The 13,911-nt window shown below is 62.3% G+C and carries 14 protein-coding genes; 9 read left to right on the forward strand and 5 right to left on the reverse strand.

Annotated features, from left to right (window positions below; translation table 11 throughout):
• Positions 1-80: 80 nt before the first annotated feature.
• Positions 81-347, reverse strand: a complete 267-nt coding sequence (locus RSO67_RS03045; RefSeq protein ID WP_315842305.1) for a hypothetical protein — start codon at positions 345-347, stop codon at positions 81-83.
• A gap of 466 nt (positions 348-813) precedes the next feature.
• Between RSO67_RS03045 and RSO67_RS03055 the strand changes: the two genes are divergently transcribed.
• The 4 genes from RSO67_RS03055 (at position 814) to RSO67_RS03070 (ending at position 3,726) form a co-directional block, all read left to right on the forward strand.
• Positions 814-1,782 (forward strand): SDR family NAD(P)-dependent oxidoreductase, encoded by a 969-nt coding sequence (locus tag RSO67_RS03055; protein WP_315842307.1) that lies wholly within the window; start codon positions 814-816, stop codon positions 1,780-1,782.
• Between the two features lie 102 nt (positions 1,783-1,884).
• On the forward strand, positions 1,885-2,076 hold the full coding sequence (locus RSO67_RS03060; RefSeq protein WP_315842308.1) for a hypothetical protein: 192 nt from the start codon (positions 1,885-1,887) through the stop codon (positions 2,074-2,076).
• Between the two features lie 90 nt (positions 2,077-2,166).
• Positions 2,167-2,937 carry a glucose 1-dehydrogenase gene (locus tag RSO67_RS03065; RefSeq protein ID WP_315842309.1) on the forward strand — a complete coding sequence of 257 codons (771 nt, stop codon included), beginning with the start codon at positions 2,167-2,169 and terminating at the stop codon, positions 2,935-2,937.
• Between the two features lie 18 nt (positions 2,938-2,955).
• Positions 2,956-3,726 carry a glucose 1-dehydrogenase gene (locus RSO67_RS03070; RefSeq protein ID WP_315842310.1) on the forward strand — a complete coding sequence of 257 codons (771 nt, stop codon included), beginning with the start codon at positions 2,956-2,958 and terminating at the stop codon, positions 3,724-3,726.
• Between the two features lie 6 nt (positions 3,727-3,732).
• Here the strand turns inward: RSO67_RS03070 and RSO67_RS03075 are convergent, their stop codons facing one another.
• Both RSO67_RS03075 and RSO67_RS03080 read right to left on the reverse strand, forming a co-directional pair.
• Positions 3,733-4,965, reverse strand: coding sequence for an FAD-dependent oxidoreductase (locus RSO67_RS03075; RefSeq protein ID WP_315842311.1), 1,233 nt, complete (start codon positions 4,963-4,965; stop codon positions 3,733-3,735).
• A 94-nt stretch (positions 4,966-5,059) separates the two neighbouring features.
• Positions 5,060-6,559, reverse strand: a complete 1,500-nt coding sequence (locus RSO67_RS03080) for a caspase family protein (protein WP_315842312.1) — start codon at positions 6,557-6,559, stop codon at positions 5,060-5,062.
• A gap of 230 nt (positions 6,560-6,789) precedes the next feature.
• On the opposite strand from RSO67_RS03080, the gene RSO67_RS03085 reads away from it, so the two are divergent.
• The 5 genes from RSO67_RS03085 to RSO67_RS03105 all read left to right on the forward strand — a co-directional run bounded on the left by RSO67_RS03085 (position 6,790) and on the right by RSO67_RS03105 (position 12,683).
• Positions 6,790-7,095, forward strand: a complete 306-nt coding sequence (locus tag RSO67_RS03085) for a hypothetical protein (RefSeq protein ID WP_315842313.1) — start codon at positions 6,790-6,792, stop codon at positions 7,093-7,095.
• A gap of 397 nt (positions 7,096-7,492) precedes the next feature.
• Positions 7,493-8,107, forward strand: a complete 615-nt coding sequence (locus tag RSO67_RS03090) for a helix-turn-helix domain-containing protein (RefSeq protein ID WP_315842314.1) — start codon at positions 7,493-7,495, stop codon at positions 8,105-8,107.
• A 119-nt stretch (positions 8,108-8,226) separates the two neighbouring features.
• Positions 8,227-9,603, forward strand: a complete 1,377-nt coding sequence (locus RSO67_RS03095) for an MFS transporter (RefSeq protein WP_315842315.1) — start codon at positions 8,227-8,229, stop codon at positions 9,601-9,603.
• A gap of 377 nt (positions 9,604-9,980) precedes the next feature.
• Complete coding sequence (locus RSO67_RS03100; RefSeq protein ID WP_315842316.1) at positions 9,981-11,492, forward strand: DEAD/DEAH box helicase; 1,512 nt, start codon at positions 9,981-9,983, stop codon at positions 11,490-11,492.
• Positions 11,493-11,615: 123 nt separating this feature from the next.
• A complete protein-coding gene (locus RSO67_RS03105) occupies positions 11,616-12,683 on the forward strand; it encodes a GGDEF domain-containing protein (protein ID WP_315842317.1) in 1,068 nt (355 codons plus the stop codon).
• Positions 12,684-12,821: 138 nt separating this feature from the next.
• Here RSO67_RS03105 and RSO67_RS03110 read toward each other — a convergent pair whose 3' ends face one another.
• Positions 12,822-13,289 (reverse strand): TfoX/Sxy family protein, encoded by a 468-nt coding sequence (locus RSO67_RS03110; RefSeq protein ID WP_315842318.1) that lies wholly within the window; start codon positions 13,287-13,289, stop codon positions 12,822-12,824.
• Between the two features lie 178 nt (positions 13,290-13,467).
• Complete coding sequence (locus RSO67_RS03115; protein ID WP_120289422.1) at positions 13,468-13,878, reverse strand: HesB/IscA family protein; 411 nt, start codon at positions 13,876-13,878, stop codon at positions 13,468-13,470.
• Between the last annotated feature and the right edge of the window lie 33 nt (positions 13,879-13,911).

Here is a 13,911-nt window from a genome sequence, read left to right on the forward strand (position 1 = left end):
CGCCGGGTTTGCGGGAATCGAGCAAGCTTCAAAAATCGTCCGGAGAGCGCCAGGGGAGCGATCTTTATTCCCTGTGATACTCATCGCCCCTCACCGCCCGGCGTGCGAACGCCAGCGATCAGGATATCGACGAGCCGCTTGGCGCTGGCTTCCCAATTCGGACCTGCGCTGACACTGGCCACGCCGGCCAGTGCGCGCAACATGTCGAGCGGATCGAGATCGAGGCGGATGTCGCCATTGGCAACGGCGCCGTCGACCAGCATTGCCATCGCAGTTTTGATCTGCGTGCCGGCATCGGCATAGAGGTCCGAACAGTCGCCGACAATCGAACCCAGCACACCCGCCATCAGTTGCTTCGTCGCAATGTGATCGACGAAGATCTCGCATCCAAGCGCGCAAGGCCTCCACCGGAGCATGTGTGGTCGCAAGTTCCGCAGCGGCCTCGGCAAGCTGCTGGGTCTCGTTGCGGTAGACCGCCTCGACCAGCGCGTCACGGGTCGGGAAGTGGCGATACAACGTCCCGATTCCAACGCCCGCGAGCCGCGCGATCTCCTCAAGACCGGCGGCCTCCCCTTTTCAGCGAATGTCGCCTTTGCCGTTTCCAGCAATCGTTGACGGTTGCGCTGGGCGTCGATCCGGGGTCCGCGAACGGCTTTCGGTTTGGCCTCCTGTGCCATTTTACGGTCACTCCTTGATAAGCGGAGGGAGCCTCCGTATTTAAACGGAGGCGGCCTCCACTTATACTCTCAAAGCGCGGTTCGACAAGGCTCGATCGGCTCGGAGGCGCGTCGTGCCCAACATAAGGAGTTCTCCATGGCTGCACCTTTCAATGCCACTTCCACCACCGACGATGTCCTTGCCGGCGTCGATCTCCGCGGCAAGCGCATTCTGGTCACCGGCGTCTCGGCCGGGCTCGGCGTCGAGACGGCGCGCAGCCTTGCTGCCAGGGGCGCGCAGGTGGTTGGAGCAGCCCGCGATCTCGCCAAGGCGGAAGCTGCGACCGCACAAGTGCGCGCCGATGCCGCCGCCGGTGGTGGCCTCGAACTGATCGCACTCGATCTCGGCTCGCTGGCCAGTGTCCGCGCCTGCGCCGACGCGCTGGTCGCGGCGGGCCGCCCATTCGACCTGGTGATCGCCAATGCCGGCGTGATGGCGCCGCCATTCGGCCTCACCGTGGACGGCTTCGAGACCCAGTTCGGCACGAACCATCTCGGTCACTTCGTATTGGTCAACCGTATCGCGTCACTGCTGTCGCCTACCGCGCGATTGGTCAACGTCGCCTCGTCCGGCCATCGCTTCGCCGACGTCGATCTCGATGATCCCAACTTCACCAAGGGCTCCTACGAGCCGTTCATCGGCTACGGCCGTTCGAAAACCGCCAACATCCTGTTCGCCGTCGAGTTCGACCGGCGGCACCGGGCACGTGGCGTGCGTGCCACCGCACTGCATCCCGGCGGCATCAAGACAGAACTCGGCCGCCATATGGGCGAAGCAACGATCGATGCCATGCTCGACGGCATCAATGCTGAGCTTGCTGCCGAGGGTAAACCGCTGTTTCAATGGAAGACCATTCCGCAAGGCGCTGCAACTTCGGTGTGGGCCGGCGTGGTCGCCAGCGCGGACGAGATCGGCGGCCGCTATTGCGAGAACTGCCACGTCTCGGAGATCGTCGACGGGCTGATCAATCCGGCCAGCGAAGGCGTGCGCGCTTACGCGCTCGATGCCGAACGCGCCAAGGCGCTATGGGCCAAGAGTGAGGAAATGGTTGGCGAGCGCTTCTGATCGCGCCTATCGAGAATGAACAGCGGCGACGAGCCAACAGTTGGCTCGTCACCGCCGCAGCTGGCGCTTGAAACCTTTGGCTCCGTTCATTGTATCTATCCCATGCGCGCACCATTCCTCACCCTCGGCATTCTCGCATTCCTCATCGGCACCCTCTGGATCGGCCAGGGCACCGGGTTCGTGAACTGGCCGAAATCCAGCTTCATGATCAGCCAGATGCAGTGGGTCTATTACGGCGCAGCTCTCGCCGCGGTCGGCGTCGGCCTGATAGGACTCGGTCTCGCGCGGCGCTGACGCCCTCTTCCATCTTCCCGCCAGTCTTGCGATGATCCATCCCAGACGCGCCACAGAACGCGTCAGGAACAATCATGCGGGGCGGACATCTTGACCAGCAATCCCTTCGATCTCACCGGCAGGGTCGCCATAGTCACCGGCGGCAATACCGGCATTGGCCTCGGTATGGCGCGCGGGCTCGCGAATGCCGGTGCCACCCTCGCGATCGCTGATCGCAACAGCGATAATGCCGCGCAGGCAAAAGCCGAACTCGAGAAGTCCGGACATTCCGTACTCGCGCTGACGATTGACGTCACCGACGCCAAGTCTGTCGCACAGATGGTGTCCGCAACGTTGAACGCGTTCGGCCGCATTGACATCCTCGTCAACAATGCCGGCATCAGCATCTCCGCGCCGATCGAAGACATGGCGCTGGCCGACTGGCAGAAGGTCATCGACGTCAACATGACCGCGCCTTTGATCTGCGCGCAGGCTGTCTACCCGGCGATGAAAGCCGCAGGCCGCGGCAAGATCATCAATATCGCCTCAGTGTTGGCCACGCTCGGCGCCGGCGGCGCGGCGAACTACGCATCAAGCAAAGGCGGCATCCTGCAATTCACCCGCGCGCTGGCGACTGCCTGGGCTGCGGACAACATCCAGTCCAACGCCATTCTGCCTGGCTGGATCGATACCGACCTGACCAAACGCGCCAGGGACATCCGGCCCGAACTGCACGATCGCATTCTCGGGCGTGTACCGGCGCAGCGATGGGGCAGGCCTGATGATCTTGCGGGCGCGGCCGTGTTCCTGGCCAGCCGGGCTTCCGACTTCGTCAATGGCGCCGCGCTCACGGTCGATGGCGGTTTTTCAGTTCAAGGCTGATGCAATGAGGACAACACCATGACCGCAGGACTGTTCGATCTCTCTGGCAAAGTGGCCATCGTCACCGGCGGCAATGGCGGCATCGGACTCGGCATGGCGCGGGGTCTGGCGCAGGCTGGCGCCACCATCGCCGTGGTCGGGCGTAACCAGACCAAATCCAAGGACGCTGTGGCGGAACTAACCGCGAGCGGCGCAAAAGCCGTCGCGATTGCAGCCGATGTGACCGACAAGGCCGCTGTCGAGGGAATGATCGCCGGCGTGCTGAAAGAACTCGGGCGCATCGATATCCTCATCAACAATGCCGGCATCAACATCCGCAAGCCGCCACACGAAATCGCGCTCGACGAATGGGACAGCGTGATCAAGACCAATCTCACCAGCGCCTTCGTCTGCTCGCAGGCGGCGCATCCGGCGATGAAGGCCGCGGGCGGCGGCAAGATCATCAATATCGGCTCGATGCTGTCGATCTTCGGCGCGTCTTTCGCGCCGGCCTATGCCGCCAGCAAAGGCGGCATAGTGCAGTTCACCCGCTCCTGCGCCGTCGCCTGGGCGCCTCACAATATTCAGTGCAACGCCGTTCTGCCGGGCTGGATCGATACCGAACTGACGCAGAATGCGCGCCGTGAAATCGACGGCCTGCATGACAAGGTCCTGGCACGAACACCCGCCGGCCGCTGGGGCGCATCAGGTGATTTCGCGGGCATTGCGGTGTTCCTGTCGTCGCGCGCGTCGGACTTCGTCACCGGAACGGCAATCCCCGTGGACGGCGGCTTCTCGGTGCAGGGATAGCCTCTCCTACGCTTCCGGCGACTGTACGTGCTCCGGTCGTACGCCAATGGCCAGGAAGCGCGCGGTCAATCCCTGCAGCGGCGGAAACGCACTGACGAGACGCATGATCAGCGGCGGCGTCAGCGGCTGACCGCCGGGAGCCAGCGCCCGGCTGATAATGTTGTTCTGCATCACGACCTGCATGCCCTGTGTCGCGCGCATTGGGAATTCGCGGCGGCGCCGTACGGCGTCGAGATCGTCCTCGGTCACTGGTCCCTTTGCAAGCTTCGCCGCCAGCAGGTTGGCAGTCGCGACGGCATCCTGAACCGCAATGTTCACACCGACGCCGCCAACCGGCGACATCGCATGCGCGGCGTCGCCAATGCACAACAGCCCCGGCCGGGTCCAACGCGTCAGCCGATTGATCGCCACGGTCAGGAGCTTGACGTCATCCCAGCTCGTGAGGTCACCGATATGCGCGCCCAGGGTCGGCGCCAGACGTGACGTCTCGGCACGAAAAGCCTCTAGTCCGCGCGCCTTGATCTCCTCATAGCGCCCCTTGGCGATCACGTAAGCGCATTGCCAGTAGTCGCCGCGATCGATGGTCACCATCATCTTGCCGGGCTCAAGCCGCGCGAACACGCTTTCGGTCTCCGGGCCCTTGCCGACGCGAAACCACAAGATGTCCATCGGCGCACCGATGTCTTCGACCTCCAGCTTCGCCGCCGGTCGCACGATCGAATGTCGGCCATCGCAGGCCACGGTCAGATCGGCATGGATCTCGACCGGGCCCTGCTCCGTGATGGCCTTGACGCCGGCCACCTGCGCGCCCGACCAGATGAGATCGGTTGCCTCGGTGTTCATCATCACCTTGAGATGCGGATAGCGTTGTGCCTTGTCGCGCAGGAAATTGAGGAAATCCCACTGCGGCATGAAGGCGATGAACGGATATTTCGCGCTGGTGCGGCTGATGTCGGCGATACGTAGCTTATGCGTTCCGAAGAACCCGTCCATTTTCTGGATACGGTCGTGCTTGATCTTCAGGAAGTCGTCGATCAGGCCAAGCTCGTCCATCACCTGGAGCGTCGATGGATGCACGGTGTCGCCGCGGAAATCGCGAAAGAAATCCGCGTGTTTCTCAAGGACAATCGTGTCGATGCCGGCGCGGCCGAGCAGATAGCCGAGCATCATCCCGGCAGGGCCGCCGCCAACGATGCAGCAGCGCGTGGTCAGAGAGCTCTCGTTCGCGCCTGTCGTCATTCGCTTCTCCTCCGGCGAGCCGGATTTTTTGATCAAGGAATGCGAGCTCGCGATAGTCGAAATGCCGTGGTTCGCAGGGCGGTATCGATCATGCTCATCGATTTCCAGAGCGTCGAAAGCTCTTGATTTCCGATACGCTGCCGTCGCGGAAAGTCAGTTCGACTGAAACAAACTTCGTGGTCGCAGGGATCTTGAGGTAGGGTTCCGCGCCAGATGGTGTCGCGATCGGGTCGTGCAGATCGCAAGGCGGGAATTTCAGAACCTTGTCCGGCATGGCACTGTCAATACCTACACGGGCTTCGCGGATGGCACAGCGATACGACATCAGGTGCGTATAGTACATCAACGGTGTGTTGTAGCCGCCGAAAGCAAGCCAGCTCCCCGCCGTCATGTCGAGAATCTTGCGCTGATCACGAACCAGCGCAGCCTCCGGATCGAAGCGGATCGGAAACGGCCCCTGCATCTCGCCGTTCGCGTCGATGTAACGCAGATAGATTGTCGCCGCCGCCGCATCAGCATCGAGCTGGATCGCCGGATTCGGCATCCGCTTGCGCGTGCGCGGATCGAGCGTGTCCATGAAGCCGGTCTCGCGGAAGCTACCTGCCTCGCCCATCCGCCAGGAGATGCCCAGCGTCGGATCGGCGATCGAGAACATCACGGTCCAGCCACCATTGTGACGCGAGAAGCTGGCGATCGGCGCATTCACCGCATCGTTGGCCGGCGGCAGTTGCGGAACGTTGACAGGCGGCAGCGCAGCGACCTGCTGCAGCGGTTCGGCCGGCCGCGCATCGGCCTGCTTGAGCGCCACACCATTGAGAAAGACGTCATCGACCATCTGGTCGAAATACACAGGCACCTGACGGTGCTTCACGGTCTCTGCCATCTCGCTGACGGTCCGCCGGGTGCGCTGCGCGACCTGCACGAGGTTCAGCGATGGCTCCTGCAACTCCTTGATGAACGTGCGTGTGAAAACCGAATTCGGATCGGTGTCGTTGTTCGACAAACGATCCAGCGCGGTCTGCCGCGGTCCTGCAGAGAAGATCGAGAAGACGCCTTCCGGGAGCGTCGTCATCGGGGCGAGGCCGCCGCTGCCGGCCACCGCACGTGTGCCAGCGCGCTCGAATGGATTGTTGCGACAGGCATCGAACACCAGAATCGACGTCCGCGCGCCGCGCATCTGCAGGCGCGTCACGATACGGTCGGCAAGGATTGCGGAGTCACGCACCAATTCTTCCTGACCCTCGGTGGCGGCAGGAACGTCCGTCGGCAGCAGGAAATTCTGGCCGGCGATCTCGAAGCCGTGGCCAGCAAAAAAGAAAAAGGCTGTGTCGCCTTTTTCGACCGTCGAATCGAAAGCGAGCAACGACTGACTAAAGGCCTGCCGGGTCTGGTTCTCGGCCACCATGACGCTGAAGCCGAGACTCTTGAGGGCATCGCCCATGCTGCGGGCATCGTTCACAGCCTTCTGCAGCTTCGGCACGTTGCGGTAGTCGTTGTTGCCGATCACCAGTGCCACGCGTTTCCCAGCAAAAGCCGGCGCCGCCGAAAGTGCTGCCGCCGCCAGCGCCGCCAGCAGGATCAAAAGCCGTCGCATTGTTCTATCCCCGCCCCGCCAGCGCATTTATCTCTATGCTGGCTCGACCGCGTGATTGTCTGCCTTGGTCGAGGCAAAACGGCGGCCGGTTCAAACCGAGGTCTAGCCGTTACAGGTAATTTTGTCTTGCCCACACAAGCAGATCATCTGCCCTCACATTGCGGAGCCGCTGCCACAAATTCTGCCTTAATCTCCATTAGCCCGAGCCAAATCAAAGTCAGGAGATCGACGTGAAGTCACTGATCCTCGCAGCCGCACTGCTGCTTCCTACCATCGCACTCGCCCAGGATGCAGCCCCCGCTCCTGCAGCCAAGCCTGCACCGACCGCCAAACCAAAACACGCACCGGTGGCCGCCAAACCGGCGCAGACCACACCGGACGTGTTGGCCATTACCCAGATCATCGCTATTCGCCAGGTCGACCCCGCGACCTATGAGATCGACGCCCGCCTACAGAGCGGTAGCGAGGTGCATCTGCGCATGAATGCTTTCGTGATGCAGAATCTCGGCATGCAACTTGGCACCTACGGCAAGTGATCCAGCGCTGGTACAATCTCCTCGGACGCCGGCCGATAGGCCTGATTCGGTAAACTTGTACGGACATGCGCCAACCGTGGCTGGCGAGCGCACCAACGAGCTAAGTGACGGCGCACTAAATCTCGCGAAGTCCTGTGGATAAAGGATTCAGGGCAAATCCTCGACATGTTTGCCCTGAACTATGCTAAGCGACATATCAAGGTTCGGACTAGATCCGGGGAGCTAGCTGGTCAAACCGCTACTCCTGCTACAGGCAACCAACGTCAGGAAGCGCGCTTCAGGAACTTTGCGTTCCTCGTAGCTTGGCGATTTGAGGATGGGATTTTTTAGACTGTAAGATTTCAGGCAGTTTTAATCACCCGCCCGAAGCCTGCTACGACTGGATACCTGACGACCAATGGCAAAGAAGATGATTACGCCCGGGCACGAGTTGCTGCTTCGGGTCAACAAGGCATTTCTCGACCACGGCTATGCCGGCCTGTCAATGGTCGGTCTCGCGAGAGAGTGCGGCTTCACGCAGCGCGCGCTCTATTACTATTTCAGCAACAAGGAAGAAGCGTTTCGTGCCGGGGTCGCCCATCGAAACGAGGTTGCAGTCGCGCAGGCGCTGGAAGCCGGCAAGAAGGTCCGCGAAAGTGGCGGCAGCGCACTCGACATTCTGGCCACGATCGTCGATCTGCGCTACGGCGAGACCCGCCGGATGCTGACCTTCTCACCGCATACCGTCGAACTCAATGCGGAAGCCTTTCGGCGCTGTCGCGATCTCATGATCGAGTCCGCCATCACCTTCCAGGCCGAGCTGGAAAAGCTGATCGTCGATTTCCACTATAACAAGCTGCTGATCCTGACCGGCCGTTTTACGGCCGCACAGATCGCGCAAGCGCTGGCCGACGGCGGACGGGCTGTCAACCAGGCACTCCCTCCGATCGCAGCGAATGACTTCTCGGCGCGCTATCGCCAGACCTGCGAGATGATCCTGTATGGCTGCGCGGCAACGCCGACGCAGATCTGAGGCGCTGCGGTTCGCCGCCACATACCCTCCTCTCGACTCATCGCGTTGCATCGACATATGGTCCGCGCGGGCTGCGGATGACGCGCATCGCGTTGCCGCTGTGAGATGCGGGGCTTCAGATGAACGACCAGGTGCGGACGCACGGGGCGCCAGCGAGCGCAGCCGTGCCGACTATTGCGGCACGCCTGGACGGGCTGCCGGTCTCACCGCTTCACCTCGGCATATTCGCGCTCTGTGCCTTCGGCCTGTTCGCTGACATTGCCGAAGTGGCGCTCAGCAACGCCTTTTCCGGCATCTTCCTCGCACCGCCTTACAGCATCTCGCGCGGCGAGCTCTCGCTGTTATTGGCATCGGTGTTTGCCGGCGGCGCCGTTGGTGCGCCTGTGTTCGGCTGGATTGCGGATCGCTATGGCCGCCAGATCGCGCTGCAGAGCGCGCTTGCCGTCCTGGCGCTAAGTTCGCTCGCCGTCGCCGCCAGTCGCGATGTGGCAACCATGACGGCCTTCCGCTTCATCTCCGGCCTCGCCATCGGCGGCTATCCGCCTTTGACATCAGCCTATCTGTCAGACCTGCTGCCGCCCCGGCGCCGCGGCCTCCTGATGATGCTGTGCGGCGCGCTCGCCTTTCTCGGCGCACCGGCGATCATCCTGATGATCCGCTGGCTGACGCCCATCGCGCCATGGGGCATCGAAGGCTGGCGCTGGGCTTTGATCTTCGGCAGCGCGTGCTCGACCCTGACAGCCCTGTTGTTCTTCCTGGTGCCGGAATCGCCGCGCTGGCTCGCATCGGTCGGACGCGACGCCGAGGCCGATGCCGCCTGCCGTCGCTTCGAGGCATCCGCGCGTCAGCCATCACCGCCAGCGATCTCCGCTCCTGAAACTATTGCGACCAGATCCAGCGGCTTCCGAGCGCTCGCCCGCGATCGGATCAGCCTGCGGCGCACAGCACTCCTTGCCGCGCTCTATGTACTCGGACCCTGGGCCACGATCGGTTTCCCGCTGCTCAGCGCCGCTGTAATGGTGCAGAAGGGATTTCATGTCAGCGAGTCCCTGCTGTTCGCTGGACTCACAATGTTCGGTCCATCGATCGGCATCGCGGCGGCATCGGCCTTCGTCGATCGTATCCCGCGGCGCCTCGCTCTGGTCGCCTGTGCCGTGGTGATGATCGCAACCGGGCTGACTTTCGCTGTCAGCACGGTGCTGACGCCGCTCATCGTCACCGGAATCGTGTTCAACCTCGCCAGTGCCGTCTACAGCGCCGTGCTTAGCCTCTACGCTGTCGAACTGCTGCCGACGCATCTGCGCGCCTCGGCCACCGCTGGCGCATGGGGCCTCGGCCGCGTCGTATCGGCGCTGGTACCGATCGCGCTGCTGCCGCTACTCGGCAGCTACGGTGCGATCGCGATGTTCACGGTGATCTCGACCGCGCTGTTGCTGAGCAGCGCGCTCATCGCCATTGCCGGTCCACCCGGCCGCGAACGCAGGCCGGTCGACTAGCGGTCAGCGTTGCATCGACGTCACACGCGACGTCGGGTAGCGGCCGTCCGGCGGGGCCCCAAGCCCCCGCCAATATCCCGGTTTTGGCCCTTTTCCGCTAAAACATTAAGCTTTTTGGGATGTTCCAGGGTGTGGCGGATTGACTTTGGCCGATTCCGGCCTATGTTCCGGCTCGACGCGGCCCGGTATCGAAGCGCGATATCTTGAGTAAGCCGCCTGTCAGCGCCCAGCGATCTCCGTGCATGTTTGCGTGCCGCTCCGGGGATAAGCGCTGCAGTACTCTCCGAGAATCCAAGCGGCGGTTTCCACCTGAGGCGTGATTCCGAACTGTGATCATCCGGATACCGGATCAGATCATGCCCCCATACAGAGGCTCAATGTCCTTTTCCAATCTCGGCCTGTCCGACAAGGTTCTCGCCGCCGTTGCGGCCACCGGTTACACCACCCCAACCCCCATTCAGGAACAGGCGATTCCTCATGTGCTGGCGCGTAAAGACGTGCTCGGCATCGCCCAGACCGGCACCGGCAAAACCGCTGCCTTCGTTCTCCCGATGATGACTATGCTGGAAAAGGGCCGAGCCCGCGCCCGCATGCCCCGCACGCTCATTCTCGAACCGACCCGCGAACTCGCCGCACAGGTCAAAGAGCAGTTCGACAAATACGGCGTCGGCCAGAAGCTCAATGTGGCCCTGCTCATCGGCGGCGTCTCGTTCGGCGACCAGGATACCAAATTGACCCGCGGCGTTGACGTCTTGATCGCCACGCCGGGGCGCCTGCTCGACCATACCGAACGTGGTGGACTGCTTCTCACCGGCGTCGAATTGCTGGTCATCGACGAAGCCGACCGCATGCTGGACATGGGCTTCATCCCCGACATCGAACGCATCTGCAAGCTGGTGCCGTTCACCCGTCAGACCCTCTTTTTTACGGCGACCATGCCCGCCGAAATCCGCCGCGTCACCGAGACCTTCCTGCATAATCCGGTGAAGATCGAAGTCTCCAAGCCCGCCTCCACCGCTGTCACCGTGACCCAGTCGCAAGTGGCCGTCGGCCGCGAGCCGCACGAGAAGCGCGAAGTGCTCCGGGCCCTTCTTCGCGAAGCCACCGACCTCAAGAATGCGATCATCTTTTGCAACCGCAAGCGTGAAGTCGCGTTGCTCGCCAAGTCGCTCCAGAAGCACGGTTTCAGTGTCGGCGCCCTGCATGGCGACATGGAGCAGTCGGCCCGCACGGCCGCGCTGGACCAGTTCCGCAAGGGCGAGCTGCCGATCCTGGTGGCTTCCGACGTCGCCGCCCGCGGCCTCGATATTCCTGCCGTCAGCCACGTCTATAATTTCGACGTGCCGCATCATTCCGACGACTACGTGCACCGCATCGGCCGTACCGGCCGCGCCGGCCGCACCGGCTCCGCGATCTCGCTGGTGTGCCCATCCGACCAGAAATCCATGCTGGCGATCGAAAAACTGATTGGCCAGTCGATCCCCAAGGTCGAAACCTCCATAGCGATCTCCGAGCCTGTCGAAGGCGAAACCGCCGAGGCGTCGCGCCAGTCGCGCAACCGCACCGGCAATCGCGAAGCCAATGCCGAACATCCGCGCGGCAGCCGCAACGATCAGCCCCGCGAAGGCGGACGTGATCGCAAGCCGCGCCGTGAGCGTGGCCCGCGCCGTGAAGGTGGTCGTTCGGAAGGCGGCGAGCGCAGCCCGCAGCCGCAACCCGCGGAAGCCGCTTTGGCAGCACCGGTGGTGGCAGCGGCAGCCCCGCAGGCGCAGCGCCCCCCTTCCATCGGCCGCGCCGAAGCGCCACGTCCGCGCCGCGAAGACAACGAGCCGGCGGATCATTCGCACCTGCCAGCCTTCCTGTTGCGTCCGGTCCGGGCACGCGCATAGGTAGTATAGCGCCAGGAACGTTTACTTGCCGTTCACTCTCGTCCCCTAATCTGAATGCGATATTTTTAACAAATTTGCATTTCAGAGGACGGCGCATACCCGCCATCCGCGAGGGCACAGAACGTGACCGGAATCCTGGACGAACAAGAGCGCACTTTGGCCTTTGCCGAAGTCGCGCTGGGCCAAATCCGATCGCTGCGCCAGACGGCGATTCCGCGCAACTATGAGATCTGGTACGTTTATGCGACCGGCTACAATTCGGCGCTCAACAAGGTCATCAATGAGACGCTGGCCCGTAACGGTCGCCTGACCGAAGCTGATCTCGACCTGATCCACGACACTTATCTCTCACAGATTCGGACCACCGATCGCATCGATCAGGTGGGCGCCCGCGTCATCGGCGAGATCGACGACGTGATGGCGCTCATCACCGACGCTCTGGGCATGACGACGAACTTCAATGCCAGTCTGGATGGTGCCAGCAAGGATTTGTCGCGGGCGCACGATTCTGCTGCGGTGAAAGCGGTGATCGAGAGTCTCGTCAAATCCACCCGTGAAGTACACGACACGAACAAGGCGCTGGAAGAACGGCTACTGTCCTCGAAGAGCGAGGTCTACACGCTGCAACAGAGCCTCGAGGCGATCCGCGCCGAGAGCCTGACCGATCCCCTCACCGCGCTCGGCAACCGCAAATATTTCGACCGTGCGCTGATGGCGGCAATCGATACCGCGGTGAAGCGCGGCGAACCGTTGTCGCTCCTAATGCTCGACATCGATCACTTCAAGTCCTTCAATGACAATTACGGCCATCTCACCGGCGACCAGGTGCTGCGTCTTGTCGGCCAGTCATTGAAGCAGACCATCAAGGGCCAGGATATCACCGCGCGCTATGGCGGCGAGGAATTCGCCGTGGTGCTACCGAACACGCCGCTGCGTCAGGCGCTTACCGTTGCCGATCACATCCGCCGCGCCGTGATGTCAAAGGAGCTGAAGAAAAAATCGACTGGCGAGATCCTGGGACGCGTCACGATTTCCGTCGGCGTCTCGATGCTGCAGATCGGCGACGATATGGAATCGCTCATCGGCCGTGCCGACGCCTGTCTCTATGCCGCGAAGCGCAGTGGCCGTAACCGCGTGATCTGCGAAGTCGATCCGGAATATTCGGCGGAGCTGCAGTTTCAGGTGGCGTGACGCCCCACATTCCGTCCTCACGGTGAGGAACGCGTCTTCGCGCGTCTCGGAATCGTAAGCTCGCGCCGGCGCCCCGTAGCCATCCCTTGCGAATGGCTTCACCATTCGCAAGGAGACGCCGCGCAAGCGCACGGCCCCTCAGGATGAGGATTTGCGCTTCTTTGCGGCTTTACTGGCCTTCTTGCTGGCGACTTTCCCGACCGCAGCCTTCTTGGCGGCCTTCTTTTTCGCCGCGGTCTTCTTCACGACCTCCGCCTTCTTCGTTGCCCGCTTCTTGCCTGCTTTTGCCAGCGATGCACGGATCGCTGCGGCATGCGCGACCCTCGCCCATTCGGTGACTTCATCTGGATCGTCGTAAAGCCGCTCCGGCAGCTGCCAGTAAGATCCGATCATCCGCAGCTTGCCGCGCATCTCATACTGAAAACACTGCGAGCCTTCGCTCTCGAAACGCGGGATCGAGTTTTCATCGGCGCGCAGATAGACCGCGCCGCGCAGCACCAGCGCGAAGTTGATGCCGTCGGCGGAGATGCCGAAGCCGGAAAACATCCGGCGGATCGTTACCGGGCCAAAGCCGGCGAAAAGTTCACTGAGGAAATCGCGGTCCATCGGGGAAGTGTAGGATGCGACGCGCCATTGCGGAAGCGGTCCGTCCGCATCGTCTCCCTAGGTCATGGCCGGGCTTGACCCGGCCATCCAGCCTCTTTCGTTTTCACCGAAGCCTAGAAAAATGGATGCCCGGGACAGGCCCGGGCATCACAGAGTTTTAATTTCGATAAGACAACTCTCAGCCGTCGATCTTCGCCGGCGTCAGTTGCACGGACTCGCCGCAGCCGCAGGCTGATATCTGGTTCGGGTTGTTGAATACGAACTGGGCCTGCATGCGGTCGGTCTTGTAGTCCATTTCGGTGCCGAGCAGGAACAACACAGCCTTGGGATCGACCAGGATCTTGACGCCCTTGTCCTCGACGATTTCGTCGGTTGGCTTGATGTCATGGGCATATTCAACGGTGTAGGACTGGCCGGCGCAGCCGCCATTCTTGATGCCGACGCGCAAGCCGACGATCTCGGAATCCGCACGCTCCGTCAGCTCCCGGATCCGCGTTGCAGCGGCATCGGTCAGGCGCATCACCTGTGGACGGGGACGCGGCTTCGGCTTGGCAGCCGGTATGGTCGGGTTCGGTGTCATCTCAGTCATGTGTTCAGTCCCTTCGGCGGTTCAAGGCCGCCA

Source organism: Tardiphaga sp. 709, from assembly GCF_032401055.1.
Classification (GTDB): Bacteria; Pseudomonadota; Alphaproteobacteria; order Rhizobiales; family Xanthobacteraceae; genus Tardiphaga.

Coding starts and splice junctions, on each gene's coding strand:
- RSO67_RS03045 (WP_315842305.1), bottom strand. CDS start 347: ATGGCGGGTGTGCTGGGTTCGATTGTCGGCGACTGTTCGGACCTCTAT.
- RSO67_RS03055 (WP_315842307.1), top strand. CDS start 814: ATGGCTGCACCTTTCAATGCCACTTCCACCACCGACGATGTCCTTGCC.
- RSO67_RS03060 (WP_315842308.1), top strand. CDS start 1,885: ATGCGCGCACCATTCCTCACCCTCGGCATTCTCGCATTCCTCATCGGC.
- RSO67_RS03070 (WP_315842310.1), top strand. CDS start 2,956: ATGACCGCAGGACTGTTCGATCTCTCTGGCAAAGTGGCCATCGTCACC.
- RSO67_RS03075 (WP_315842311.1), bottom strand. CDS start 4,965: ATGACGACAGGCGCGAACGAGAGCTCTCTGACCACGCGCTGCTGCATC.
- RSO67_RS03080 (WP_315842312.1), bottom strand. CDS start 6,559: ATGCGACGGCTTTTGATCCTGCTGGCGGCGCTGGCGGCGGCAGCACTT.
- RSO67_RS03090 (WP_315842314.1), top strand. CDS start 7,493: ATGGCAAAGAAGATGATTACGCCCGGGCACGAGTTGCTGCTTCGGGTC.
- RSO67_RS03095 (WP_315842315.1), top strand. CDS start 8,227: ATGAACGACCAGGTGCGGACGCACGGGGCGCCAGCGAGCGCAGCCGTG.
- RSO67_RS03100 (WP_315842316.1), top strand. CDS start 9,981: ATGTCCTTTTCCAATCTCGGCCTGTCCGACAAGGTTCTCGCCGCCGTT.
- RSO67_RS03110 (WP_315842318.1), bottom strand. CDS start 13,289: ATGGACCGCGATTTCCTCAGTGAACTTTTCGCCGGCTTTGGCCCGGTA.
- RSO67_RS03115 (WP_120289422.1), bottom strand. CDS start 13,878: ATGACTGAGATGACACCGAACCCGACCATACCGGCTGCCAAGCCGAAG.